Origin of the sequence: Nocardia sp. NPDC004568, assembly GCF_040609955.1 — a bacterium.
In the GTDB taxonomy this organism is placed as follows: domain Bacteria; phylum Actinomycetota; class Actinomycetes; order Mycobacteriales; family Mycobacteriaceae; genus Nocardia.
On sequence record NZ_JBEXLL010000038.1, the window covers coordinates 37,225 to 61,877 of the forward strand.

Sequence of the window (24,653 nt, forward strand, 5' to 3'; positions counted from 1 at the left end):
CCTTTGTTCCACCGCGCGACCCTGTTCGCCCACGGCGAATAATTCGGCTGCCGCCACCGGCACCTGCCAGCTACGCGGTCTGGCCGGGCTCGGTACTACCGCCGCTGTCGATCTGCGCCTGCCGGGCCGATGATACGAACGGTTCGCCGACCACACCGTCGCGGTGGGGCGCCATACCCGGTCGAGATCACCGGCCGACCGTCGAGCGGCGACGGACCGATACCGAACGCGTCGGCGAGGCGAGCGCAACGTCACTCGAAACGGGTGACGAATCGCTGCTGCCATGGCATTTCGACGGCCCTACGCGAGTAGTTCGCTCGGATGTAATCGACGGCTTCGGCGGCCGGTATCCCGTCGAGCACCGCGAGACAAGACATGGCCGTGCCGGTACGGCCGAAGCCACCGCCGCAGGCGATCTCGACGCGCTCGCTCTCGGAGCGCTCGAGCAATTCACGCAGCACCGGGGCGAGTGCGCCGCGATCGGAGGGCAGCCAGAAATCCGGCCACTGCACCCATCGGCTCTCCCACTCGACCGGCGCGGGTTCACGGGATCGCAAGTACACCCCGAAGCGCGGCTCGTCGCCCGGTGGAAGGGGATTACGGAGCCCCCTGCCACGCACCAGACGCCCGGATGGCAGGCGCAACACTCCGGGAGCGGGCCGGGTCCCAGGACCGGTTCGGCATCGATGACCCTTTCGTCGAATGGAATGCTTCGTCCGACGGTATGTACCGCGGGCGCTCGGCGCTGCTCGCGGGTGGGTCGAGGTGTGCCCGGCCCCGCGAGTCGCGTCTCACCGGACCCCTTCGCACCCACGGAGCGACTCGCCGATCGGGACGTACTGCTCATTCCCCACGACCTGGCGAGAAAGCGGTGAGACGTTCGCACCGGTGGGTACGGTCCGGCGATACCGGGTCCCGAGCGGGAACCCCGGACCGGGTCACAGCGAGTCGTAGACGGCGGCCACGAGGTCGTGGGCGCGGGTATCTCCGTCGAAGGCGTCACGGCGCAGGTTCGGTACGAAACCGAACGCGATCCGGTGTCCGGGATCGGCGAGCCCCAGCGACCCGCCCGTGCCGGGGTGGCCGAATGCGCCGGAGCGCGCCGGTTCGGGCAGCGCCAGGGTCGCCGCGGGCAGCATGTAGCCCAGGCCGAACGCGCTTTCCAGCATAAGCACCTCGTCCGGGCCGCGGACCTGTTCGGCGGCGGCCGTGCGCAGGATCTCCTCGGGCAGCAGGGCGCCTTCGCCCAGGTCACGATAGAACCCGGCCAGCGACCGCGCGGTCGTGTGCAGGCCGCTGGCCGGCCAGCCGCCCGCCTGGACCGCGGGATCGGAGTAGGAGGCGCGCGGGTTGGTCGAGCCGCGCATGATCAACGAGTCCGGATCTCCGTAGGCACGTACGAGTCGTGCGGTGGCACCGTGCCCGGTATCGGTGGTGAACCGGACGGTGCCGGAGCGTTCGGGGAAGGTGGTGCGCGCCGGCGGGACCCGTGGGATTCCGAGACACAGGTCGGGCCCGAAATGCTCGGCCACATAGGCCGCGACCGAATCACCGGTGTGCCGTCTGACGAATTCACCGGCCAGCCAGCCGAAGGTCAGAGCGTGATAACCGTGCCGGGTACCCGGCTCCCACACCGGTCGCTGTGCGGCGAGCAGTGCGGCCATCGCCCGGGGGTCGGCCGGCCGCCTCGGCGACGGTGACCGGCCGGTCGAACGCGGGCAGACCGGCCCGGTGGGCCAGCAGATCCGCCAGGGTGGTGGCCTCCTTGCCCGCGGCTCCGAGATCCGCGCCCGTCGCCAGATTCGCCGCGAAGACCTCGCGAACCGCACCGAAGGCGGGGTCGGCGTATCCTTCCACCGTCACACCCACGATTAGAACACGTTCTCATTCCGGCGAGACCTGTTCCGTTCCTGCCCGAGCTCGCGGATTCAGTGCCCGGCGAACGCCTCCGCCAGCCACCACGCGCCACCGTCGCTGGTGATCTTCGCATCGATCACCAGCGGCCGGGCCCGGCCCGTACGCCGGTACTGCTCGACCCACTCGCGGACCGGGGCGAGATCGGCGACCGAACGGGCGGTGACACCGGTGGCGCCGAATCCCTCGGCCACAGCGGCGATATCGGTCTCGGGAAAAGTGACCGTGCCGTGGTCGGCGGTGCCGAAGTGGTGTACCTCGGCACCGTATGCGGAGTCGTTGTAGACGATCACCACCAGCGGAAGCGCGCAACGCACCGCCGTTTCCAGCTCGGCGATCGCCATGAGGAACCCGCCGTCCCCGGTGCCGAGCACCGGGAGCCGGTCGGGCCGGGCGAAGGCCGCGCCGATCGCGGTGCCCAGTCCGAGGCCGATCGACTGGAACGCCTGAGTGAAACAGAATCCGTTCTCGTCGGGCACCGACAGATGGGTGGCGGGGTAGCCCATGAAGTTCCCGGAGTCGATCGAGACGATCCGCTGCGCCGGCAGGATCTCGTCGAGCGCGATGGTGAGCGCCCGGGGATCGATCCGCTCGCCGGTGGACGAATCGTCCACCGGGACGTCTTGCCAGCGACCCGTACGGGCGATGCGGGCCGCCACCTCCGGGGTGCGGTAGCCGCTCACCTGCCGGGCGCCGGACCGTTCCCATTCGGCCAGTACGTCCCGAGCGGTCGCCGCGCAATCGCCGAGTACCCCGAGATCGACCGGGCGGTGCGCGCCGATGGCGTCGATATCGTCGTCGATCTGCACCACCCGGGCGCCGGGCCCGATCAGGCGGCCGTGCCGCATGGTCCACATGTTCAGCGCACAGCCCCAGCCGACCACGAGATCGGCGCCCGCGATCAGCTCGGCACTGGTCGGCGACGAGAAGCCCCCCGAAATCCCCAGCGAGAACTCGTCTTCGGCGAAGAGTCCGTTCGCGACTGCCGAAGTGGCCACCAGCGCACCGCAGGCCCGCGCCAGCGCGGCGATCGAAGGCCCGGCCCCGCGAGCGCCGCGGCCCGCCACGAAAACCGGCTTGCGCGCACCGCGCAGCGCCGCCACCAACTGCGTCACCGCCTCGGCGCCCGGCCGGACCGGCGGCAACAGCACCGGCGCCACGACGGGCCCGGTCGCGGTGGCCGGGGCGGCGGCGACGTCGATCGCCACATTGAGGACCACGGTGCGGCGCCGGTCGACCGCCGTCCGGAAGGCCCGCGTCACATCGGCGACCGCGGTCTGCGCCGCGAACACCCGGTCACTCACCGCGCCGACACTCCCGGCCAGCGCCTCCTGGTCCACCCGGAAATTGGACCGCAACGCCGCCGCCGGACTGTCCGCGGTCAGCACGATCATCGGGGTGCGGCTCTTGGCGGCCTCGCCGATCCCGGTCATGGCGTTGGTCAGCCCACAACCCTGGTGCACCGACAGCACCCCGACCCGCCCCGACATCCGGGTGTAGGCGTCGGCCATACTCGCCGCGCCGCCCTCGTGCCGAGCCGCCGTGAAGGGCACACCACCGCGGCGCAGCGCGTTGGTCATCACGAAATTTCCGCTGCCCACGACCCCGAAGCAGTGCCCGGAGCCGAGATCGGCCAGCACCCCGCCCACCACATCGGCAACGGTCGGGCCGTGGCCGGGCCCGCCCGCCGGGGCATTGGCCGCGCCGTCCCCCGTCACGCCGCGCCGGCCCGGTCGAGCACCGCGAGCACTCGCGACGGGCTGCCGGTACCGCCGACGATCGGCAGCGGACTCACCACCAGCATCGCGCCCACGGCGGGGAGCCGGCCCAGATTGCGCAGCGAGGTGAGGCCGTATTTGTCGTTGCCGAGAAAGTAGTGGTGCACCGGGAAGGCGGGGTCGAAACCACCGGCCAGGCCGGCGTCGACACCCACGGTCTCCACCCCGAGCCCGGTCAGGCCCCGCTCGGTGGCCAGCCAGCGCGCGCAGTCGACCGCCACCCCCGGCGTATGCGAACCCGTCTCGTCGGCGTTGAGGAACTCGGCCTCGGATCGGCCGCGCGACTCCCAGCCGGTGCGCAGCAGCAGCCACATCCCCTCGGTCAACCGGCCGTGCCGCTCTTCCCAGGCCTGCACCTCGGCGATGGTGAGCAGATGGTCCGGATCGGCGGCCACCTCGGCGGTGAGGTCCAGCACGGCGGCCGGGCCGATGAGCCGACCCACCGGGATCTGCGACACATCGTCACCGTCGCGCCCGGTGACCCAGTGCACCGGGGCGTCGAGGTGGGTGCCGATATGTTCCCCGGTGTGGATGTTGTTGTGCCGCCAGAACGGACCGGGTTCGTTGTAGGCGCTGACCTCCTCGAGACTGAAATCGATCAGATTGGCGAACGGCTCGGGCAGCCGCAGGGCCGGCGTGGAACTGCTCAGCGGCGTGGTCAGATCGATCACTTCCAGCCGCCCGTCGGCGAGGGCGGCGAGGAAAGCGGGGAGTACCGAGGTCTCGGGGTTGCTCATGTCGGCACCCTATTCCGGTTTCGGACGGCAGGGCGGTCGCACGCGATGGCCGCGGGGGCCGGTGAGCCCTGATTGACACCCGGGACGGGCCGATGACAATGTGATGATCTCGAATACCCGATCCGGCCCAAGGGGAGCGCGCGATGATCACACTCTCGTCCGGAGTGTTGATCAATTGGGAAGAACTCACGGGTCAGAGCAAGTTCGTCGTCGATCTCATCAGTTTTCCGATATTCAGCGCGGCGGCCGGTTGGCTCACCAACTGGACCGGCGTGCTGATGCTCTTCTGGCCGCTGCTGTTCCGCGGTATCCGGATTCCCGGCCTCGACGTGCTGTACCCCTATCTGCCGCGCCGGGTCCAGGTCCTGCCGACCTTTTCCGAGGACGGGTCCCGGCTCGGTTTCCAGGGTTTCATCCCGGCCCGCGCCGAGAAGATGGCCAGCATCTGTGTGGACAAAGCTCTGCTGCGGATAGGTAGTCCCCGGGATTTCATTCACGAACTGGATCTCGACGGTATTGCCGACTATGTCGCCGCCCTGGCCCGCAAACAGGTCAAGAGCATTGTCGACGAGGTGATGAACCGGGAGAACCCGGATCTGTGGAATGCCGTGCCGCGGGCGATGCGGCAATTGATCTATCAGCGGGTGGAACGGGAACTGCCCGAACTCACCGGCCGCGCCTTCGATTCGCTCGGCGACAATGTCGATCAGCTCATCGACGTGAAGGGTTTCGTGATCCGGTATCTGCAGGAGAATCCGCAGATCCTCGAGGACCTCACGACCACCATCGCGGCGCCGGAACTGAAGTTCATGGTGCGGATCGGTCTACTCGGTGCCCCGTTCGGGCTGCTCCTCGCGCTCTACCTGCACATCCACTCCGATATCCCGGTATGGAGCTGGGTTCCGTCCTGGGTGATCGTGCTGGCGGCCTCGGCGCTCATCGGCGTCATCGTCAATATCATCGCCGTGCGGGTGGTGTTCACCCCCGGCGATCCGCAGCCCCGCTACAAATACATCTGGAAACAGGCGCTGCTGGCGAAACGGCAGCCGCAGGCGGCCACCGACCTGGCCCATATCCTCGCCTACCAGGTACTCACCCTGCCCAATCTGTCCAACGAGTTGCTCAACGGACCCAACGGCGACAAGACCCGGTTGCTGCTCGAACAGCTCATCTCCGACGAGATCCACCGCCAACTCGGCCGCACCACCTCGGTGGTCCGGGCCGCGTTCGGCCGGCGGCAGTTCGACAATCTGAAGGTCGGGGCGGCGGGCGCGGCGGTCGGGCTGGCTCCCTCGCTGGTGGAGGACGCCGATTTCATCCGGGAGCAGGCCGAGAACATCGACGAGTTCGCGGCTCGCAAGCTACAGCAGCTGACGCCCGGTGAATTCATGGAGATGTTCTACGCCTCGGTCGAACAGGACGCCTGGCTGCTCTACCTGCACGGGGCCGCGCTCGGGTTGCTGGTCGGCGCCACCCATCTGCTGATCTTCGGCTGGTAGTCGCCACCGGTCCCGGCAGTCCAAATACAAGCAGGCGTGCTTGTATATTTCTCGCCCCGCTGGAATGCTGAATCCCGCACCGACCTGCGCGTGACGGGAACGAGGGAACCGATGGCCGATCTGGACGCGCTGCTCCGCGACCTCGCCGCGGAAGGCGCCGAGCTCGAGGCCCTGGTGGCCGGCCTGCCGCCGCGGGACTGGGCCCGGCCGACCCCGGCGGCGGGATGGACCGTCGCCCACCAGATCGGCCATCTCGCGTGGACCGACGAGGTCGCCACACTGGCCGCCGACGATGCGCGGACCGGCGGCAACGCCTTCACCGACCTGCTCACCGCGGCCGCGGCCCGGGTAACGACCTTCGTCGACGAGGCCGCCACCGAAGCCGCCGGAGCTCCGCCGCCGGAACTCCTCGAACGCTGGCGGCGCGGCCGGGCCGCACTCGCCACGGCATTGCGCGCGGTCCCGGCGGACGCGAAGGTGCCGTGGTTCGGGCCGCCCATGCGCCCGGGATCGATGGCCACCGCCCGGCTCATGGAGACCTGGGCCCACGGCCAGGACGTCGCCGATGCGCTCGGGGTGGAACGCGAACCGACCGACCGGCTCCGCTCGGTGGCTCATATCGGGGTGCGTACCAGGGATTTCGCCTACACCGTCCGGGAACTGCCGGTACCCGCCACGGAATTCCGGGTCGAGCTGCGGGCGCCCTCGGGGGAGCTGTGGTCGTGGGGGCCGGCGGAGGCTCCCGAACGCGTCACCGGCCCGGCGCTCGACTTCTGCCTGCTGGCGACCCAGCGCCGGCATCCGGACGATCTGGCGCTGCGAACGACGGGCGCGGAAGCGGCGCGGTGGCTCACCATCGCCCAAGCGTTCGCCGGCCCACCGGGCAGCGGGCGCGCGCCTACCGGGAAGGGCTGACAGCGCCAGCGAGCGTCACACCGTCCCCGGGACAGCCGGACATCGTTGGCCGGATAGCTCGTCACGGCAGTCGGGTACAGCGCTCGCTGGCTGGCATTGAGTACCCCGGGGGGCGGTTGCCGAAACCCGGCAGCGGTCACGGATCGACACCTCGGCACCGGCACGACCGACACCCCTGTGACGCTCGTCTCGAGTGTTCAGGCCACTTGTTTTCCACCCGGCCCGCTCTCACCTGCTCTGATAGGCTCTGCGAACCTTTCGGTGCTGCATCACATCCGGTGTCAAGAGGCTATCGACTCCTAACCGGCCTTAAATAAACCGGAAAGCTATAGTACTTTTAGCGGGCAGCCGTGGAGGGAGGGCCCGTGGGCTTCATCAAATACGCGAGCGACGTAACGGCGCCGATCACCGTTGCCTTCGCCTATGCCGACGATCCCCTGTCCATCCCGAACTGGATGGTGGGGGCCGCCGAGATCACCCGGTGTGGCGATCCGGAACGCGGTATCGGAGCGAAGTACGAGATCGGCTACCGGCTCGGCCCCTGGCGCCCCGTCCTGCACTGCGAGGTCGCCGAACATCGTCCGGACGCGGTGTTGGGCTACACCCTCACCGGCCCCTTCACCGCTCGGCTGACACTGCGATTCGATCCGCTGGGCCGCGGCCGCTCGGTGCTTACCTCCGAACTCGACTTCCCCGGTTCCAAGGGTTTCGCCGCGGCGCTGCGCGAACGACCGCGCGCCGCGCTGCTGCGCCGCGCCCTGCGGCGCAGCGAATCACGATTGCGCAGGGCGATAGAAGAATTCCACGGTACAGATCTTGTCGGCCGACTTGCGTAGGGTACTGCCATGATCATCGTGAGTACCGACGGATCGTGTCTGCGCAACCCCGGCGGAGCGATCGGCTGGGCGTGGGTGGACCACGCGGGTGGCGCGGAAAGCGGCGGCGAGGCATCGGGTACCAATCAGATCGCCGAGTTACGTGCCGTCCTGGAGGCGATCCGGGCCCACCCCGGCACGGATCCGCTACTCATCGAAAGCGATTCGCTGTACGCGATCAAATGTGCGTCCGAATGGCTACCGAACTGGCGCAACAACGGCTGGCGCACCTCGAGCGGGTCCGCGGTCAAGAACGTCGAACTCATCCGGGACATAGACCATGCCATCGCGGGCCGTCCCGGCCCGGTGCGGTTCCGCTGGGTACGCGGACACGTCGGTAACTATTTCAACGAACAGGCCGATGCACTGGCCGGAGCCGCCGCGCGTAAGGCCGCGGCCACGTCCACCGTGGCCACCCGGACCGTCACCCGCGTCGCCCCCGAAACTTCCGCGGCAGCAGGGAAGGCTGCGGAACCGGCGGTCCTACCGACCGTCGACTACGCGACAACAGCGCAGGCTCTCCACCTGTTCTGAATCCCGTCCGGGATCGGAGCGCCCGCGCTGTTGTCGTCGTAGAACTGCTGGATCCGGATACCAACCGAATAGCCTCCGGCGGTGGTGGCTCGACCCACCGCCGGGGGCGCCCGGGTCTGCTGATTCTCGTGTCCCCTAGCCGTATACAGGAATCTGCCGCTCAGGATCACGTCTGGTTGCGGTATCTCTCGCGACGTTGTGCCCAAAGTGTGCCCACGACCGGACGCATGTCGGAGTGGTTGGTTCACTCTCGAAACAGCACGATTGTGAGCCCGGTAAGTGAGAGGACCAGCAGGACCAAGGCAATATCGGCGCCTGTCACAGCTGCACGATCGGCCAGCGGTGTCCGCGCGGGTAGACGCACACCGGGGTGACAAGGGCCGCATGCTCGGTGATCGCGTGCCGAACCGCGTCGGCGTGTTCGAACGACGGGACTACGATCGCGGTCGCGCCGTGCTCCATAATGGCGCCGGCCAGAATCAGCGAAGTCGCCAGCGGCCCGGTGTCGAGCCGTATCGTCCACACGATCGTGTAGCCGTGCTTCTCGGCCACCCTGAAGACGTCCGCCCCATCTCCTTGGATGTCTCTGCGCACCATCGCGATTGCCCGCTGAATCTCCCCGACCACTCCGCACCCCTCGTACCCGACCCGCCACAGTTGGAAGGCACCCGCCGCCGAGGAGTCGGGTTCGAACCCGGCGGCGGGGCTACAGCGACGTTAAATATGCTGTTAGACAACGAATGTTCGACGAATGTTCGAAACACATTTGCTACCGTCGAGACATGCAGCAAGGCGAAACTGTCGGCGAGCGCATTGCACACTGGCGCAAGGTTCGCGGACTGACGCAGCACCAACTCGCGGCTCGCGCCAACGTCTCCCGCTCGATGCTCGCCCAGGTGGAAACCGGGAAGGCGTCGGCGTCCACGGTATGGGTCGGAGCCATCGCCAACGCGCTACGGGTCGACGCATCCCGGCTGTATGGCGCCGGACAGGAACCCGAACCGCTGGCAGATGTATTGCCGGTCCTGCGCCGTGCACTCGCCGCGACCGTTCCGTTGGATCCTGACAGCGAGCCCGCGCCGTTCGACGAATTGCGCCGACTGTCGGCCAAGGTGGCGCGCTGGCGTATCGACGCCCGGTATCGACGCATTGCCGATGTGCTGCCGGATCTCGTTGACTCCCTGCTGGTCGCCGGTGACCGGACCGGGCGGCCGGCCTATGCGATGCTGACCGACGCCTATCGCGCCGCGAACACGGTCGCGCACAAGTTCGGATACACCGACCTGTCTCTGACAGCTACAGAGCGTATGGAGTGGGCGGCCACTCGGTCCGGTGATCCGCTGCTGTTGGCGACCACCCACTATGTCAAGGCTGCGAGCCTGGCTCGGATCGGTGCGTCTGCGCATGCGCTGCGGCTATTGACCCACTCCATGTCCGATATCGAGCCGCTCGTCGAGGAGGACGCGACCGCGGCGGCCGTGTATTCGATCCTGCATATGCGCGCCGGAACCATCGCCGCGGCAACCGGCGACGCCGATACCTCCCGGGGACACCTCGAGGTAGCGGAACGACTCGCGCCCCAGATCGGCGACCGGGTGATCTACGGCAGCCCGGTCGGCCCGGCGAACGTGCGCCTGTACCAGTTGTGCGCCGAGGTCGATCTGGGTGAGCCGGGGCGCGCGGTCGATATCGCGAAGGGCACCCGGCTTCCGCAAGGGATGGCCGCCGAGCGCCAGGCGTATTCTGGGTCGACGCCGCGAGGGCGCACCTGCTCAATGGGGACCCCGATTCCGCGATCGGCGCGCTCCTGGAATCGCGGCTGGCCGCACCTGAACATTTCCGGTCGAGCCCGGCCGTGAAGAACGCCATCCGCACCACGGCCCAGCAACAGCGGCGCGCGAACGACAATCTGCGGAGTCTAGCCAACGCTGCCGGTATCGACGACTGACCACAGTAACGTCAATGCGACGCTTGATATCCGCCGAATGGGCAAGAGGTCAGCGAGATCGTTATCCCTTGAACCGTTGGGCGTGAGCCCGACTCACAAAGAGTATGGCCGAACCGACTTCTCGTAATCCGCAGACCGGTAGCCAACCGGACCGACAACCTCTGTACCCCGGACAGGGTTGGCTGCGTAGTCGTCGGCCATACGCTCGTAGTCGGCGGCGCTCGGCCGCTTACGACCAGCGCTTTCTGCGGACATGCCGTTCTTTTTCGCGCTCATGGGTTATCTCCCCTCTCCCGGCCGTTGATGGAAAGCATGGCTCTGACCTGCATATATAACAATGGTTATGCGCGTTCGCCCACAGCGTGAGATAAGCAGGAGCCGGAAAGATGCTCACCTCCAGCATCTGCATACCGGGATCTACGGAGGTGGCTCGACCCACCGCAGGGCGCCCGGGATCGCACCGGGCGCCGCGCATCAATTACCCGGCTGCGGGGCCGGCTGTCCACCTTCGGGGGCGGCCGGCGCGGGACCGGCCGGAGCGGGCTGTCCGCCCTGGCCGCCGACACCGGCGAGCATGGCCAGCTCCCACTGGTTCACGATCCAGCGGTCGCCGTCCTTTTCCAGGCTCGCGGTGACCGCGATGTCCTGGCGCTTCGGCTCGGGCGTCACCGAGTTCGTCTTCATAAGACCGATATTGACGAGCACCTTCGCGGATTTCTCATCACCGGACTGGAAACCGCAGGTCGCCTCGTCGACCCAGGATTTCACCTTGGATTCGGTGAGCAGCTGGCGCAGCACGTCCCAGTTCTGTTCGAGCGAGGACACCACATTGTCGGTGGCGCCGTCCTTCATGGCCTGCATGAAGCCGTCCAGGTCGCCCTGGTAGTCGTAGGTATTGGTCGCGCGGGCGAAATCGCATGCGGCGCGGGTGGACTGATCCTGGGCGGCGAGCTCTCCGCGGTTCTGCTGGAACGCACGGAAGTACACGACGCCGGCGGCGACCAGCGCCACCAGCACCACGCCCGCCACGAAGGCAGCCACCACCGGCAGCAGTCCGGACTTGTCGCCGGTGTCCGGTGCCGCGGTCTCGTTCTTGGCCATAGCTTCGAGTCCTAACGTCTGTTCGTCTCGCGGCTGCTACTACTACTACTACTACTGCATCATCGGCGTATCGAAGTCGGCGACCAGCCAGGTGCCGTCGATCTTCTGCATGGAGACATTCGCGGCAACCTTGACCTGCCCCGGCCCCTGCTCCTGCGGAACGTTCGCGGTGGTGAACTGCTGGTCGATGACCAGCACCACCCGCGCCTCGTCACCGGACCCGGATTCGTAACCGCACTGCACCCCGGTGGCGGTGGAGCTGACCTTGGACTCGGCGAACCGGGTCTTCAGGTCCGGTCCGATCTGGGACACCAGTTTCTTCCACTCACCGGTGGCGGACCGGTCCAGGCGCTGTATGTAGTCGTCGGCCTTGTCGCCGGTGTAGGTCGCGAAATTGTTCCCGAAATCGCAGGCGGCCTTGGTGGCCGCGGCGCGACGGTCCAGTTCTTCCTGCTTGTTTCCGGCGAGGAAGAAGAAAACGCCGACCGCGACGAGGGCGGCGACCAGCAGCACCGCGGCGCCGACCAGCGCGGGGAGCGGGAACGGCGAGCGCCGGCGGGCAGGCTTCGCGGCGGCACCGGCCCCGGCGGCAACCGACTCCTTGTCGGCCTCCGGTTCCGCCTCGGTGGCGCCGGCCGGTTTCTTCGCGGTATCGACCTTCTCGGCGGTCGACTCCGCTTTGTTCAGCGCGACCGTGGCATCCGAACCCGCTCGGTCCGCGGGCGCGTCGCCCGCGGCGGGCGTGGACTCGCCGGCCACGGCGGTCTCGGCGTCGGGATCACCGGATTTATCGGCTCCGCTCTCGGCTGCTCCGCGACCGGTCGCGGCGTCGGTCTCATCGTTTCCGGAAGGGGCGTGCTCAGCCGCGGCGTCCGCTGGCACACCGGTGCCTTCCGGCTCCTGGGGATCGGAGACGGGTTTTTCTGAGGACATCTGTACTGTTCACACCTTCCCGGCGCGGCTGGAGACGCGCCGTAATCTACCGGTCGAAAACGACCGCCGGGTGTGGCGGGCATCTCTGCGAGAGTATGCACCGTCGCACCCGGCGCGCGGCGACCGGACCTTCTACCGCACGGGCGGCAGCGTACGTTCGTTCGGATCCACCCCCGGCGGAATGGTGGCGCCGTTGTTCGGGATGTTCGGTCGCGGTGCGTTCACCGCGCCACGGATCTGCTGACCCGGGCCGGGGCTGTCGCAGTAGTTCCACTTCGGCAGCGTGCCGTCCTGCACCACCTGGGTCTTCATCGGAGTGGACTGGTACTGGCAGTACGGCCGGAACCAGATATCGAGGATGGTGTGGAACTCGTTGTCGTGCGCGGGGACACCGAGCGCGGCGCCACCGATCTCGAGTGCCGGGAACAGCGCAGCCAGCGCGGGGGTGCGCAGCTGCGCCGCCCGGGTCACCGCGAGGAAATTGTTGGCCAGCGCGGTGATCGGATCACTGGTGCTGTCCAGCGTGGCGGTCACGCTCGCGAACTGTCCCGGGGCCTGGTCGAGCACATTGATCAGTTCGGCGTTGGCCTTGTTGAACTGATCGAACAGCACCCGCGAATTGGCGGTCAGCGTCCCCAGATCCGGCTGGGCCTGGGAGGTGGTGCCCGCGATGGTGCGCAGATTGGCGATGAGGTGGGTGGTCTGCGGGAGCAGCGAATCCATCCCCGCGGTGACCAGGCTGACCCCTTCGATCAGCGAACGCAGCTGGTCGGGCCCACCGCTGAGCGCGATATCGAGCTCGTTCAGGATCACCGCGAAATGTTCCGGGTTCACCTGGGCGATGAGGTCGCTGGAATTCTCCAGCACCGCCGATATCGGGACCGGGGTGCTCACGCGCTCGGGATCGAAGGTGACCTCCGAACCGTCGGTCAGGTACGGGCCCTGGTCGGCGGCCGGCCGGAAATCGATGTACTGCTCACCGGCGCCCGACAGCGCCTGTACGGCCACCTTGGTATCCACCGGAATGTCGTAGCGGGAATCGATCTCGGCCTTCGCCTGGATACCGGCGCCGTCGTCGACGAGCTGGAGATCGCTCACCTCCCCGACCCGGAAACCGCGCAGGGTGACATCGTTGCCGGGCTGCAGCCCACCGGACCGGTCCAGGTTCACGATGACGGTGTAGGTACTGCGCAGCGGATTCACCCGCATGACGTTGACCAGCAGGTAGGTGCCGCCGATCAGCAGGGCCAGCACCAGTCCGATATTGGACAGCAGGATCTTGTTCTTGGACAACATCACTGGCCTCCCACGCGGTACTGCACGACCTGGAGGATCTGGAGCAGGCTGCCCGCGAAGTCCTGCAGATCGCGCACATCGTAGAAGTGGCTGGTGCCGGGCGCGGTCAGCATGGCGATATCGAGATTGGTGACATTGACCTGGGCGGCCAGGCTGCTACCGCGGAAGGTGGCGTTCACCGGACCCTTCAACTCGTGCAGGGCGTCCAGCAGCGCGCCGAAGTTGTCACCGGTGGCCGCGAGCGCCGCCATCAGATTGTTCAGGTTGTCCAGCGTCCCGGCCAGATCACCACCGGTGGTGTTCGCGTAATCGCCGAGCGCCGCGCTGGTGGTCGCGATCTTGCCCAGCAGATCGCCGAGCGCCCGGTTGTTCTCCGCGATGGCTCCGATCATGTCCGGCAGCGTGTCGGCCACCTGACCGAGTTCGGTACGGCGGCTGTCGAGCGTATCGGCCAGTACATCGAATTCGCCCAGCACACTGTCGATCTGCGCGGAGTTGGCGTTGATACTCGAGACCACACCGGTGATCTCGTTGACCAGATGCACCAGCTGATCGCTGCGTCCGCCGACGATCGAATCGAGTTCGGTGCCCAGCCGGGTCAGATGGGCGATACCGCCGCCGTTGAACATGAGCGAGACCGACAGCAGCAGTTCCTCCACTGTCGCACCGGCCGAGGTCTTCTCGATGGGCAGCGTATCGCCGTCGGTGAGCAATCGGCTGCCCTGTTCGGTGGGCGGTTTGGAGACCGCGATGAACACATCGCCGAGCGGGGTGGCCTGGCGTAATTCGGCGGTGGTGCCCTCCGGGAGGTCGATATCCTTACGGATCTCCATATCGACGATGGCCTGGAAGTTCTTGGTCTCGATATTGGTGACCACACCGACATCGGAACCGCCGATCTTCACCTTGGCCTGGTCAGGCAGGTTCAGCGCGTTCTCGAACACCGCCTTCAGCGTGAAGGTGTCCCCGCCGATACCGGGTTTCGGCAGCGGGATGTCCTCCACGGTCAGACCACATCCGGAGGCCAGCACCACCGTCCCGGCCGCGGTGAGGGCGGCCATGGCACGGCGGGCCCGGCGGATCGTTCGCATCATTTCGTCAGTCCCAGCAGTGCGGCGGTGAGTCCGAAGTCGGGTCCGAAATCTTCGGGCCGGCCGGTGCGGCAGCCGTCGGACTTCATCTGTATCCGTTCGCAGAACAGGCTGACGAGTTCACCGTTGGCGAGGTTCGTGCCGATCAGTGCGTGCAACCGGACGTAGCCCTGTTCGTAGTTCATCGACCGGTGGATACTCTGCAGCAGCATCGGCGCCACGTCGACCACCTCGGTGACGCCGTGCGCATTGGCCCGCAACTGCTCGATCACGGTCTTCATCCGGTTCAGCGTGTCCACCAGCTGATCCTGGTGCTGCGCGAAGACCGAACTGGTGTTGTTGAGGAAGTCGTAGAGCTGCTGCAGGGTGGCCTGCAGGCCCGGCGCCTGTTCGGCCAGCATGGTGGTCATCTGGGTGGCCTGGTTGCTGAAATCGCGGACCGCCTGGTCGTTCTCGGCCAGCATCGTGGTCAGCTCGTTGAGCTTGATGATGATGTTCGAGATGTGGTCCTTGTTGTCGACACCGACCTTCAGCGCGCTCGACAGTGCGTTGAGGGTGTCGCGCAACTTCGCGCCCTGGCCGTTGAGCATCGGGTACAGCACCCGGCCCGAGAGCGGGCCGACGCCTTCCTGACCCTCCTGCGGTTTGAGCGCATCGGCGAACTTGTCGATGGTCTTGAGCATCGTGTCCAGTTCCACCGGAACATCGGTGCGTTCCAGCGGCAGATGATCGCCGCTCTCGAGCGTGTCCCCTTCGACGTAGCGGGGCGTCATCTCGATATGCCGGTCGGTGACGATGGAGGGCGAAACCACCACCGCCATCGCGTCCTTCGGGATCTGCACATCACCGTCGATGGTCATATGGACCTCGACCAGATCACCGTGCGGCACGATCTTGTCGACCTTGCCGACCTCGAGCCCCAGCACGGTGATCGGGTTGCCCTCGAACATGCCGGCGATGTTCTCGAAGTCGGCGGTGATTTTTATATCTCCGCCGGTCACGCTGTTCACCACCGAACAGCTGCCGAGCGCGACCGCCGAGACCCCGATGACCAGCGCCTGGGCGGTCCGCTTCACGATCCGGATCTTGTTCTTGATCATCCCTGGCACCCTTCGGCGACTTGGGCGAAGCACAACCAGTTGTCCGGGAACAGCCACGGAATGCCGACCTCGGCGTAGTTGCCGTTACCCCACGCATTGGCCAGGTAGCGCACCGACGGCGGCATGATCGACAACAGCCGATCCAGGTTGTCCTTGTTCTTCTGCAGGCCCGACGCCATGACGTTCAGCTGGTCGAGCGTGGTGCCGAACTGGTTGTTGTTCTGGGCGCCGATCGCCTGCAACTGCGCGGTCAGCGTGGCCACATTGTCGAGCAGCGTCCGCAGCAGCTGCTGCCGTTCCACCACCCGCGAGGCGATGGCCTCACCCTGGGTGATGATCAGCAGTGCGCTGTTGCGGTTGTCGGCCAGGATGGTGGTCACCCGGTCGAGGTCCTTGAGCAGCTGGGAGACATCGTCCTTGCGCTGATCGATCACCTTGGCCAGCGCACCGATGCTGTCCAGCGACTGGACGACCAGTTCCGGCGACCCGTTCAACTGCTCGTTGAACAGGTTCAGCGATTCGGCCAGTTTGCCGGGATCCAGTTCCTGGAACTCCGGGGTGCCCTTGGAGACCACATCGGCGAGGTCGTAGGGGACCGCGGTATTGGTCTTCGGGATCCGGTCGTCGGGCAGGCCGGAGCCGTCACCGGGATCAAGGTCCACATAGCGAGCGCCGAGCAGGGTCGCCATCTTGATGGCGGCCCGGGCGTCCGGTCCCAGCTTCACGTCATTGCTGACCTGCAGGGTCAGCAGGACGTGATCGCCCTCGAGTTCGGCGGCCGCGACCCGGCCCACCGGCACCCCGGCGACATCGACCTTGTCACCGACGGTGATACCCGCGGACTGCACGAACTCGGCCTCGATGGACTGTTCACCGATCCCGAGGTTGCGGAACCCGCTCGAGGCGATCACCACGACAGCGACCACGATGACGCCGATGATGCCGAGGCCGAAGTACCGATTGTTGTTGAACCAGGTTTTGAGTTTTGTCATCATGGCCGGCACACCGCCGATTGGGAATTGCCGCCGATCTGGGAGAACAGCCCGCGTGGGAAGAGCACACCGTAGAGCGATACATCCAGTCGGCAGATGTAGGCGTTGGCGTACGCGCCCTCGGAGGTGAAGCGTCCGGCGTCGGCGAGGATGGACGGGAGGTCGATCGCGGCCTGATCCAGCTTGGCGCCGTTGGCCAGGAACAGGGTCAAAGCGTCACGTGTCGAATTCTGGACGGCCTCCAGCTTCGGCTGGATATTGCCGACCATGCCGACGAGAGCCGTGGTCGCGCCCGCGATCTGCTCGGTCGAGCCGAGCAGCTGTTGCCCCTGCTCGTACAAACCGCCGATCAGCGCCCGCGTCTGGGTTATCAGCGTCTCCAATTCGTCCCCTCGTTTGGCCAGACCGGCCATCACACCGCTGAGGTTGGTGATCACATCGCTGAGGATGGCGTCGCGCCGCTGGAAGTCGGTGGCCATGGTGGCCGCCTGGGTGATGAACGAGCTCAGCGATACCCGGTCACCCTGCAACGCGAGGATGAAGGTTTCCGAGAGCCGGTTCACCTGCGCCGGCTCGAGCACCTCGAACAGCGGCTGGAAACCGTTGAGCAGCGCCGAGATATCGAAGGACGGCTCGGTGCGGTCCACCGGGATGGTGCCGTCCTCGGGCAACTGGGACGCATCCCCACCGGACCCCGGCGCCAGCGCGACATAGCGCTGGCCGATCAGGTTCTGGTAGCGCACCAGCGCCTTGGTGTTGCCGAAGAGCGTCTGATCGTCCTGGACGATAAAACTGACCTTGGCGTTGTGATCGTCGGTGACCTCGATCTTCTGGACCTTGCCGACCCGCACACCCGCCATCCGGACGTCATCGCCCTCACGCAAGCCCAGTACATCGGTGAAGACCGCAGAATACGATTTCGTACCACCGTCGACCGTACGCGCCAGCGTATTCCATACCAGCACCGTGACCAGCACGGATACCACCGCGAACAGGCCGAACCCGATCAGCGGTTTGCGAACTCCCCTCACGAGGCGGCCTCCTCGGTCACGCGCAGGGTTCCGCCTTCCAGAATCGAACTCAGCATCAGGTACTCCATCGAGGACGGCTTACGCCCCAGCAGCGTCTCCACCGCGGCGTCGCCCTCGTAGGTGATCGGTGCGGCCGCGGGCACCACGCCGGTACCCGAGGCAGTGCCGCGGTCCGCGGCCGGTGCGGGCGCACCCGGCTGGGCCGGCGGGTTCTGCGGCTGCGCGCCGGGCTGCGCGGCCGGGGCGGGCGCCGGGGCGCCGGGCAGGCCCGGAAGCTGCGGCAACTCCTGGGGGAAAAGCCCTTCCAGCGGCGTACCGGCGAACGGGTTGTTGCCCGGTGCCTGTGCCGTCGGCGCGGGCGCGCCGGCCTGGGTGGTGACCCCCGGGATCTGCGGCAGTCCGGGCAGCGGCGGCAGCACCGGCAGCCCGTCGGCGGCGGGGAGCCGGCGCGGTTTCACCTGCTCAGGGAGATAGCCCGGATCGGCGACCGCGGGGGCGGTGGCGCAGCTCGGACCGGCCAGATCGCCGTAGCGCGGGCAGTCCGCCACGGTATTGGGGTTGAACGGGGTGAAGGTGACACCCGCGTTCCAGACCATCTGCCGCTGCGGCCCCCAGGTGAACACCGTGCTCAGCTTGCGCGACGAGTTGTTCAGGTTACTGATGGCGTTGGTGATCGACGACGGGTTGGCGGCCAGCGCCCCGAAGGTCTGGTTCAGCCCGACGGTGAGCTCTTTACCGACATTCGGGTTCCGGGCGAACAGATCGTTGATCTGATCGGCCATACTGCTGGCGCCGGTGATCACGTTCACCAATTCCTCGCGCCGGTCGGCGATCGTGCTCGCGGTCTTCACCGAGGAGGCCAGCACGTCCATGAGTTCCGGCGCCGATTCGTTGAGCGCATGTGCCGAGCCCGAGAGGTCGGCGAGGAAGACACCGAGATCGGGGATCGATTCGTCGACCGAGGTCACCCAGCGGTCGATCCGTTCGATGGTCGATCCGGGCATCCGGCCGCTGCCGTCCAGCGCGTAGGACAGGGTGCCCAGCACCCGGCCGAACTGCATCGGGTCGATGGCGTCGAGGATGTTCTGCACCGTGGTCAGGGTGTCCTGCAGGGCGATGGTGCCCTGGCTGCGGTCTTCCTCGATGGTCGAGCCCTCGTCGAGGTGCTCCTGGCTGGGCCCGTTGTAGACCAGTTCCACCGAGGTGACGGCGAACAGGTTGCTGGGCACCACCCGGGCGGTGACCGTGGCCGGGATTCCGTCGGCGAATTCGGGCTTCAGTTCGATATTTACCTGCTGCAGTTCGCCCTGGGCGGCGACCGACACGTTCTTGACCGCGCCGACCAGCACACCCCGGAACTTGACGTCGGCTTGTTCGGGCAGCCCGTCACCGGTGGTGGTGAGGTTGGCCGTCACCCTGACCTTTTCCACGAAATAGCCTTGATACCGAGCCATCAGGAAGCCCAGCACGACCGCGAAGACGATCAGGCCGCAAACGCCCGCGATCAGCAACTGCTTCATCGTGGGCCCACGCCCACTCGGATCGATGATCATTGCCTACCCCGAGATCCGGATGCCGGGGTTGACACCCCAGATGGCCAAGGTCATGAAGAGGTCCACGAAAACGGTGGCGATGATGCACATCTTGATCGCGCGACCGGCCGCCACACCCACGCCCTCGGGACCACCGGAGGCGAAGAAGCCGTAGTAGCACTGGATGAATGTGGTGATGGCGACGAAGACGATTGCCTTGAGCAGCGAGTACAGCACGTCCGTCGGAATCAGGAACTGATAGAAGTAGTGCTGGTAGGTGCCGCTGGCGGTACCGCCGATGAGCTGCACGGTCAGCGAGCAGGAGATGTAGGCCATCGCCAGGCCCAGGCAGTACAGCGGCAGGATGGTGATCATCGCCGCGATCATCCGGGTGCTCACCAGGTAGGGCAGCGGGCGGATGGCCACCGACTCCAGCGCGTCGATCTCCTCGGAGATGCGCATGGCGCCGAGCTGGGCGGTGAACCGGCAGCCCGCCTGGGCCGCGAAGGCCAGTGCGGCGAGCAGCGGACCGAGCTCGCGGGTGGTGGCGAAGGCCGAGATGGCGCCGGTGATCGGGCTGAGTCCGAGCAGATCGAGCGAGGTGTGGCCCTGGATGGCCACGGTCATTCCGCCGAACGCGCTCAGGATGAGCACAACGCCGATGGTCCCGCCACCGACGATGAGATTGCCGTTGCCCCAGGTGACATCCGAGAGCAGGCGCCAGACTTCTTTGGGGTACTGCTTGAACGCCAGCGGCATCGAGCCGACCGAGCGCAGGAAGAAGAACACTTGGTGCCCGAGCCGGGCCAGCCAATCGACCGGAGCCCCGGCCGCATTTCGCAGTTGCTGCAGTGGTTTGAGCAGCGGGGGCACATAGGTTGCGGACACCGGCTCACACCACCTGCGGGGGGAACAAAGTGTTGTACACCTGGGTGAAGATCACATTCACTCCGAACAACATCACCGCGGACATGACAACGGCGGTATTCACCGAGTTGGCGACACCGCCCGGACCACCGCGGGTGTTCAATCCGGTATCGCAGGCGATGATTGCCGCGAGCAGACCGAACAACAGCGATTTCACCAGCGCGACAAGCAGGTCGAGCGTTATCGCAAACGAGGCGAAGGTCGCGATATAGGAGCCCGGGGTGCCGCCCTGGGCGAAAATATTGAAAATGTATCCGGTCAGAAATCCGACGAAGACCACAAAACCGCAGAGCAGCACGCTGACCAGCATTGCCGCGCCGAGCCGGGGCGCCACGAGCCGGCGCAACGGGTCGACGCCCATGACTTTCATCGCGTCGATTTCTTCGCGAATGGTCCGGGAGCCGAGATCGGCGCAGATCGCGGAACCGACCGCGCCCGCGATCATCAGCACGGTGACCAGTGGCGCGCCCTGCTGAATGATGCCCAGACCGTTCGCCGCACCGATGAACGAGGTGGCGCCGACCTGCTGTGCGACCGCGCCGACCTGGATGGATACGATGACACCGATCGGAATCGCGACGAGCAGTGTGGGCGCCGCGGCAACGCTCGCCATGAAGGCGCACTGCCGGATGAACTCGTCGAGGGGGAACCGGCCGCGAAAGATACTGACCACGAGTTCGGAAACCGCTTCGACACCCATGGTCATCTGCCGGCCGAGCGTCTCCAATGAACGTCGGGGGTGGTCGCGCCAGTAGTCCCGCGTCCACTCGACCGCTCCGCTCAACCGAGAACCTGTTGGTGGACTCTTGGTCGACTGCACTGACTAACCCCTCTCGACGTCGGTTACCTACCCCGACGGCTGGTTTGCTTGAGGCACCTTACTACGTAGTAGTGCGGAACACACCATAGGCGCGAGACCGCGGTCACAGATGTTCATCACTTTGTGGCGTGACCACCGAGTTATCGCCGATTCCTTGGTGTGTATCCCAACGCAAGTTCCGCGACACCAGAGGAACATACCGCTGACCGGCCCCGAATGCAGCCAGGACCGCGAGAACGGGTGCGAATCATGGTTCACTTAAATAACGGACGATATTCCGGGAAATTAACCCTTTCGCGGCAGTGTGGAGATTCGACCGTTACTCGACCCGCGCGCCCAAATCCGGAACAATTAATAGCGTTCGGCTATTCTTCCGAGGGTTATCGTGGCCGGAGTTCGTGCGGTGCGCACCGCACGCGGAGCACCCCGGCCGAATGCACGACCGAATAGCCGAACCCCTCTGTTACGCAACGGAACTCGCGGGTAACGGCTACTCGGGGCGCGCGTCGGGGCCTTTGCTGCCACGATGAGGTGCCACACATTGATATCGTGCGGCTTCAAGGTCTGGAGGGATATGTTCAGGAAACTCGCCCAGGCGGCCAGCGCCGTCTTCGCCGTCGCGCTGAGTACGGCGCTACTCGGCACCGGGACGGCGGCCGCCGATCCCGCCCGGCCCGTACTCGGTGGTGGCTCGGGGCTCATCATCTCCTCCGAGTCCGGCCATATGTCCGAGTATGCGATCCAGTGCACGCTCACCACGATCGGTCACGACGGCGCCGGCAGACTCGTCGGCCTCACCGCAGGACACTGCGGAACGCCTGGGCACGAGGTGTATTCGGAACAGGACCCGGGCGCCGGCGCACTCGGCCGGTTCGTCTACTCCAACCAGGATCTGGACTACGCGGTACTCGAATTCGATCCGGCCCGGGTGACCCCGGTCAACCGGGTCGGCAACCTGAGCATCACCGGGGTCGGCGCGCCGGCCCAGTTCCCCAATATCGTCTGCAAGGAAGGCCGCACCACCGGCAACACCTGCGGTCTGGCCTATGGCGACATCTTCGCCAGCAGTATGGAGACCTGGTCGCAGATGTGTGTGATGGAAGGCGACTCCGGCGCCCCGGTCGTCGTCGGTTCCACCCTGGTCGGCATGGTGAACGCCTACCTGGCCATCGCCTGCTTCGGCCCCGAGGTCGGTACGAACATGACGACGATCATGGGCGATATCGACAGTCGCCACGGCATCGGAGCCGGCTACCGGCCCATCTAGCGGCTACCGGAGAGACAGAAACGAGGCGGGCACCCCTGGTGCCCGCCTCGTTCGTTTCCGCACGTCGGGCCGGCCTCGCGCCGCCCGCGGATCTCAGAGTTCGTCTACGCACACCACGAAGCGGCGCTCCGGGTACACGTATCCGGAGCTGCCCGCGCCGCAGGCGTTGACGTCCGTGGCGTCCTGCTCGATCGCGACGACCTTCACCCCGTCCGCGGCCGAGGTCTCGGTGCAATCGATACGCTCGGGGCCGGTGGTCCCGCCGCCCACATCCATACAGCCGCCGACCACCCAGTCGATATCGAGGCACAACGCCCCCATCTCGATACCGTTGCGGCTCTCGGCGTAGTAGTTGTCGGCATCGCCGACACATTGGCTGCTCTGCTCGGCCTTACCGATCACCTTGTAGTTCGACTCGTTGCTGCCACAGGACGCCTCTTCGATACTGGCGTCGGTGGTGGTCCCGCCGAGGGTCACGCAGTCACCGATCTCGGCGTCGAAACTGACATCGCCGCCCTCCGGAGTGGTGGTCGGCACGCTGGAGGTGGTGGTTCGCGAAGTTTCGCCGGAGCCGGGAGTACCGGTCACATCCACCGCGTCCACCGTGCCGGTCTCCATCACCGGCTGCGCCCGGCCCTCGATGGTGGAACCACAGCCCGCTACCGCCAGACCGGCCGCCACTGCGGCCCCGGCGATCGCCACCGACAATCGAGATGATGCCCAACCAGACACGCACAGTCCTCCCGCGGTGATGCCGAACTCTGCCTCCGCATCGAATCCGCGCCTCACTACAGCTCCGCCAGCAATATCACGCCATGAATACACCATGGCGGCCCGAGCGTCGACTCCGCTGACGCCGCGGGCGGGGAGCCGCGCCTACCGGCGGTACCCGCCCCGGCGCGGAGACAGCCGGGTGACGTGACATATCTCATCGACAGGTTTGGTAACGAAGATCACCCTCGGTGTGGTCGGACACACCGTCCGAACAGGAATCCCCGGCCCACCGCGTATGCAGCGGGGCAAGGACCGGCGCGCCGAGGGAGCGTGGTGCCACACACCGGGGATGCATCACGGCTATATAACGGAAACCGGGACTGGTCACGACTTCGTCAAGGCAGTACGAAGGAAGTCGGAGCGGTGGCGCATCAGCTGGATCCCAGCGAGCTTCCGCGGTGTGCACCAGCCCGTCGGGACCGCTCCACAACTCTACGACCGGCGGCGCGCGGACGACCAGACGTCCACGGGACGGACGGCCGTGGAGGGGCTCCACAGAACTCCGCGAACACTCGCCGGGGTGCTCCGAAGGACGTATCGGCGGCCCACTGGCCCCGTGCGCTCCAGAGTCGAATGGACGGACGAACACTTTTATGCATGTCTTCGACAACACCGGGTCGCTGTCGACCGGTCGCCGTGCTCAGCGGCGGCTCCGCCAGGGTGTCCTGTTGACGGCCGCGGTCGCCGCAGCCACCACAGTGGCCACGGCTCCCGCCTACGCACTGCCGGCCCTGCCCTCCGGGTCGGCGGCAGGCGCCGTCGAGCCCGCGCCGCCGGCGGCGAACTTCGCACCTCCGGCGATCAACCCCTCCGAGGGCGAGGAGGTCGGTATCGCGCAGCCGATCATCATCAACTTCAAGGATCCGGTCGAGGATCGGGCTGCCGCCGAGCGCGCCATCAAGATCACTTCCTCGACCGAGGTGCCCGGGCACTTCTACTGGTGGAGCGATAAGCAGGTGCGCTGGCGGCCCACCGAGTTCTGGCCCGCGCAGAGCGACATCGTGGTCGAGGCCGGCGGTAGCCGCAGCGCGTTCCACGTCGGCGACGCGGTGATCGCCACCGCCGACGACAACACCAAGATGATCACCGTGACCCGTAACGGCGAGGTCGTCCGCACCATGCCGACCTCGATGGGCAAGGTCGACCACGAAACGCCCAACGGCACCTACATCGTCGGCGAGCAGAAGCGCGAAATGGTCATGGACTCGTCCACCTACGGTGTCCCGATCGACGCTCCCGAGGGCTACAAACTCGACGTCGAATACGCGACCCGCATCTCCAACAGTGGCATCTTCGTCCACGCCGCACCGTGGTCGGTCGGCTCGCAGGGTTATGCGAACACCAGCCACGGCTGCCTCAACGTGAGCACCGAGGACGCCAAGTGGTTCTACGAAAACGTCAAGAAGGGTGACGCTGTGGTCGTGCAGAACACCCAGGGCGGCACCCTCGACGCCGGCGACGGCCTGGGCGACTGGAACTGAGCTGTGTTTTCGGCGCCGCCTCCGGCGGCGCGGGGTTGAGGCCCCCTTGTGTCTCGCCGTTTCGGCCTCGAGACTCGCGCCTTCGGCGCATGCGCTTCGAGGCCGAAT

The 24,653-nt window shown here is 66.6% G+C and carries 24 protein-coding genes; 8 read left to right on the forward strand and 16 right to left on the reverse strand.

Annotated elements, in window-relative coordinates; translation table 11 throughout:
* Positions 1-251: 251 nt before the first annotated feature.
* Together ABZV91_RS18310 and ABZV91_RS18315 are read right to left on the reverse strand one after the other, a co-directional pair.
* Complete coding sequence (locus ABZV91_RS18310; protein WP_355242797.1) at positions 252-704, reverse strand: protein-tyrosine phosphatase family protein; 453 nt, start codon at positions 702-704, stop codon at positions 252-254.
* A gap of 234 nt (positions 705-938) precedes the next feature.
* A complete protein-coding gene (locus ABZV91_RS18315) occupies positions 939-1,664 on the reverse strand; it encodes a serine hydrolase domain-containing protein (protein ID WP_355242738.1) in 726 nt (241 codons plus the stop codon).
* 67 nt (positions 1,665-1,731) lie between these two features.
* Between ABZV91_RS18315 and ABZV91_RS18320 the strand changes: the two genes are divergently transcribed.
* The gene (locus tag ABZV91_RS18320; protein ID WP_355242741.1) at positions 1,732-1,875 is read left to right on the forward strand and encodes a hypothetical protein; all 144 of its coding nucleotides are present in this window, start codon (positions 1,732-1,734) and stop codon (positions 1,873-1,875) included.
* 53 nt (positions 1,876-1,928) lie between these two features.
* On the opposite strand, the gene ABZV91_RS18325 is transcribed toward ABZV91_RS18320, so the two are convergent.
* Positions 1,929-3,632, reverse strand: coding sequence for a thiamine pyrophosphate-binding protein (locus ABZV91_RS18325; protein WP_355242744.1), 1,704 nt, complete (start codon positions 3,630-3,632; stop codon positions 1,929-1,931).
* On the reverse strand, positions 3,629-4,429 hold the full coding sequence (locus ABZV91_RS18330) for a cyclase family protein (protein ID WP_355242747.1): 801 nt from the start codon (positions 4,427-4,429) through the stop codon (positions 3,629-3,631). The genes ABZV91_RS18325 and ABZV91_RS18330 overlap by 4 nt, the downstream gene beginning before the upstream one ends.
* Before the next feature lie 143 nt (positions 4,430-4,572).
* On the opposite strand from ABZV91_RS18330, the gene ABZV91_RS18335 reads away from it, so the two are divergent.
* The 4 genes from ABZV91_RS18335 (at position 4,573) to ABZV91_RS18350 (ending at position 8,252) form a co-directional block, all read left to right on the forward strand.
* On the forward strand, positions 4,573-5,928 hold the full coding sequence (locus ABZV91_RS18335; RefSeq protein ID WP_355242750.1) for a hypothetical protein: 1,356 nt from the start codon (positions 4,573-4,575) through the stop codon (positions 5,926-5,928).
* A gap of 111 nt (positions 5,929-6,039) precedes the next feature.
* Entirely contained in the window at positions 6,040-6,843 is an 804-nt protein-coding gene (locus tag ABZV91_RS18340; RefSeq protein ID WP_355242753.1) for a TIGR03084 family metal-binding protein, read from the forward strand.
* Positions 6,844-7,208: 365 nt separating this feature from the next.
* Positions 7,209-7,679 (forward strand): SRPBCC family protein, encoded by a 471-nt coding sequence (locus tag ABZV91_RS18345; protein WP_355242756.1) that lies wholly within the window; start codon positions 7,209-7,211, stop codon positions 7,677-7,679.
* Positions 7,680-7,688: 9 nt separating this feature from the next.
* Positions 7,689-8,252, forward strand: a complete 564-nt coding sequence (locus ABZV91_RS18350; protein ID WP_355242759.1) for a ribonuclease H — start codon at positions 7,689-7,691, stop codon at positions 8,250-8,252.
* 318 nt (positions 8,253-8,570) lie between these two features.
* Here ABZV91_RS18350 and ABZV91_RS18355 read toward each other — a convergent pair whose 3' ends face one another.
* Positions 8,571-8,879, reverse strand: a complete 309-nt coding sequence (locus ABZV91_RS18355) for a hypothetical protein (RefSeq protein WP_355242762.1) — start codon at positions 8,877-8,879, stop codon at positions 8,571-8,573.
* Positions 8,880-9,034: 155 nt separating this feature from the next.
* On the opposite strand from ABZV91_RS18355, the gene ABZV91_RS18360 reads away from it, so the two are divergent.
* Positions 9,035-10,111, forward strand: a complete 1,077-nt coding sequence (locus tag ABZV91_RS18360) for a helix-turn-helix transcriptional regulator (protein ID WP_355242765.1) — start codon at positions 9,035-9,037, stop codon at positions 10,109-10,111.
* Between the two features lie 563 nt (positions 10,112-10,674).
* Here ABZV91_RS18360 and ABZV91_RS18365 read toward each other — a convergent pair.
* From ABZV91_RS18365 to ABZV91_RS18410, 10 genes are all read right to left on the reverse strand, one after another.
* On the reverse strand, positions 10,675-11,301 hold the full coding sequence (locus tag ABZV91_RS18365; RefSeq protein ID WP_355242768.1) for a hypothetical protein: 627 nt from the start codon (positions 11,299-11,301) through the stop codon (positions 10,675-10,677).
* A 51-nt stretch (positions 11,302-11,352) separates the two neighbouring features.
* The gene (locus ABZV91_RS18370; protein ID WP_355242771.1) at positions 11,353-12,234 is read right to left on the reverse strand and encodes a hypothetical protein; all 882 of its coding nucleotides are present in this window, start codon (positions 12,232-12,234) and stop codon (positions 11,353-11,355) included.
* Positions 12,235-12,366: 132 nt separating this feature from the next.
* Positions 12,367-13,530 (reverse strand): MlaD family protein, encoded by a 1,164-nt coding sequence (locus ABZV91_RS18375; RefSeq protein ID WP_039827493.1) that lies wholly within the window; start codon positions 13,528-13,530, stop codon positions 12,367-12,369.
* Positions 13,530-14,624 (reverse strand): MCE family protein, encoded by a 1,095-nt coding sequence (locus ABZV91_RS18380; protein WP_355242774.1) that lies wholly within the window; start codon positions 14,622-14,624, stop codon positions 13,530-13,532. The genes ABZV91_RS18375 and ABZV91_RS18380 overlap by 1 nt, the downstream gene beginning before the upstream one ends.
* On the reverse strand, positions 14,621-15,721 hold the full coding sequence (locus tag ABZV91_RS18385; protein WP_355242777.1) for an MlaD family protein: 1,101 nt from the start codon (positions 15,719-15,721) through the stop codon (positions 14,621-14,623). Before ABZV91_RS18385 ends, ABZV91_RS18380 begins: the two co-directional genes overlap by 4 nt.
* A complete protein-coding gene (locus ABZV91_RS18390; RefSeq protein WP_245564194.1) occupies positions 15,718-16,716 on the reverse strand; it encodes an MCE family protein in 999 nt (332 codons plus the stop codon). The genes ABZV91_RS18385 and ABZV91_RS18390 overlap by 4 nt, the downstream gene beginning before the upstream one ends.
* Positions 16,713-17,744, reverse strand: coding sequence for an MCE family protein (locus tag ABZV91_RS18395; protein ID WP_355242780.1), 1,032 nt, complete (start codon positions 17,742-17,744; stop codon positions 16,713-16,715). The genes ABZV91_RS18390 and ABZV91_RS18395 overlap by 4 nt, the downstream gene beginning before the upstream one ends.
* Positions 17,741-19,297, reverse strand: coding sequence for an MCE family protein (locus ABZV91_RS18400; protein ID WP_355242783.1), 1,557 nt, complete (start codon positions 19,295-19,297; stop codon positions 17,741-17,743). The genes ABZV91_RS18395 and ABZV91_RS18400 overlap by 4 nt, the downstream gene beginning before the upstream one ends.
* A 3-nt stretch (positions 19,298-19,300) precedes the next feature.
* Complete coding sequence (locus tag ABZV91_RS18405; RefSeq protein ID WP_355242786.1) at positions 19,301-20,164, reverse strand: ABC transporter permease; 864 nt, start codon at positions 20,162-20,164, stop codon at positions 19,301-19,303.
* 4 nt (positions 20,165-20,168) lie between these two features.
* Positions 20,169-20,987 carry an ABC transporter permease gene (locus ABZV91_RS18410; protein WP_030524481.1) on the reverse strand — a complete coding sequence of 273 codons (819 nt, stop codon included), beginning with the start codon at positions 20,985-20,987 and terminating at the stop codon, positions 20,169-20,171.
* Positions 20,988-21,597: 610 nt separating this feature from the next.
* On the opposite strand from ABZV91_RS18410, the gene ABZV91_RS18415 reads away from it, so the two are divergent.
* Positions 21,598-22,290 carry a serine protease gene (locus tag ABZV91_RS18415; RefSeq protein WP_355242789.1) on the forward strand — a complete coding sequence of 231 codons (693 nt, stop codon included), beginning with the start codon at positions 21,598-21,600 and terminating at the stop codon, positions 22,288-22,290.
* A gap of 93 nt (positions 22,291-22,383) precedes the next feature.
* Here ABZV91_RS18415 and ABZV91_RS18420 read toward each other — a convergent pair whose 3' ends face one another.
* A complete protein-coding gene (locus tag ABZV91_RS18420; protein WP_355242792.1) occupies positions 22,384-22,992 on the reverse strand; it encodes a hypothetical protein in 609 nt (202 codons plus the stop codon).
* 665 nt (positions 22,993-23,657) lie between these two features.
* Between ABZV91_RS18420 and ABZV91_RS18425 the strand changes: the two genes are divergently transcribed.
* The gene (locus tag ABZV91_RS18425) at positions 23,658-24,545 is read left to right on the forward strand and encodes a L,D-transpeptidase (protein ID WP_355242795.1); all 888 of its coding nucleotides are present in this window, start codon (positions 23,658-23,660) and stop codon (positions 24,543-24,545) included.
* Positions 24,546-24,653 lie beyond the last annotated feature (108 nt).

Excerpts from the sequence above, each read along its gene's own strand:
- ABZV91_RS18365 (WP_355242768.1), bottom strand. The coding sequence starts at position 11,301 with ATGGCCAAGAACGAGACCGCGGCACCGGACACCGGCGACAAGTCCGGA.
- ABZV91_RS18415 (WP_355242789.1), top strand. The coding sequence starts at position 21,598 with ATGTTCAGGAAACTCGCCCAGGCGGCCAGCGCCGTCTTCGCCGTCGCG.
- ABZV91_RS18390 (WP_245564194.1), bottom strand. The coding sequence starts at position 16,716 with ATGATGACAAAACTCAAAACCTGGTTCAACAACAATCGGTACTTCGGC.
- ABZV91_RS18335 (WP_355242750.1), top strand. The coding sequence starts at position 4,573 with ATGATCACACTCTCGTCCGGAGTGTTGATCAATTGGGAAGAACTCACG.
- ABZV91_RS18330 (WP_355242747.1), bottom strand. The coding sequence starts at position 4,429 with ATGAGCAACCCCGAGACCTCGGTACTCCCCGCTTTCCTCGCCGCCCTC.
- ABZV91_RS18340 (WP_355242753.1), top strand. The coding sequence starts at position 6,040 with ATGGCCGATCTGGACGCGCTGCTCCGCGACCTCGCCGCGGAAGGCGCC.
- ABZV91_RS18380 (WP_355242774.1), bottom strand. The coding sequence starts at position 14,624 with ATGATGCGAACGATCCGCCGGGCCCGCCGTGCCATGGCCGCCCTCACC.
- ABZV91_RS18400 (WP_355242783.1), bottom strand. The coding sequence starts at position 19,297 with ATGATCATCGATCCGAGTGGGCGTGGGCCCACGATGAAGCAGTTGCTG.
- ABZV91_RS18350 (WP_355242759.1), top strand. The coding sequence starts at position 7,689 with ATGATCATCGTGAGTACCGACGGATCGTGTCTGCGCAACCCCGGCGGA.
- ABZV91_RS18425 (WP_355242795.1), top strand. The coding sequence starts at position 23,658 with ATGCATGTCTTCGACAACACCGGGTCGCTGTCGACCGGTCGCCGTGCT.
- ABZV91_RS18370 (WP_355242771.1), bottom strand. The coding sequence starts at position 12,234 with ATGTCCTCAGAAAAACCCGTCTCCGATCCCCAGGAGCCGGAAGGCACC.
- ABZV91_RS18360 (WP_355242765.1), top strand. The coding sequence starts at position 9,035 with ATGCAGCAAGGCGAAACTGTCGGCGAGCGCATTGCACACTGGCGCAAG.
- ABZV91_RS18385 (WP_355242777.1), bottom strand. The coding sequence starts at position 15,721 with ATGATCAAGAACAAGATCCGGATCGTGAAGCGGACCGCCCAGGCGCTG.
- ABZV91_RS18315 (WP_355242738.1), bottom strand. The coding sequence starts at position 1,664 with ATGGCCGCACTGCTCGCCGCACAGCGACCGGTGTGGGAGCCGGGTACC.
- ABZV91_RS18375 (WP_039827493.1), bottom strand. The coding sequence starts at position 13,530 with ATGTTGTCCAAGAACAAGATCCTGCTGTCCAATATCGGACTGGTGCTG.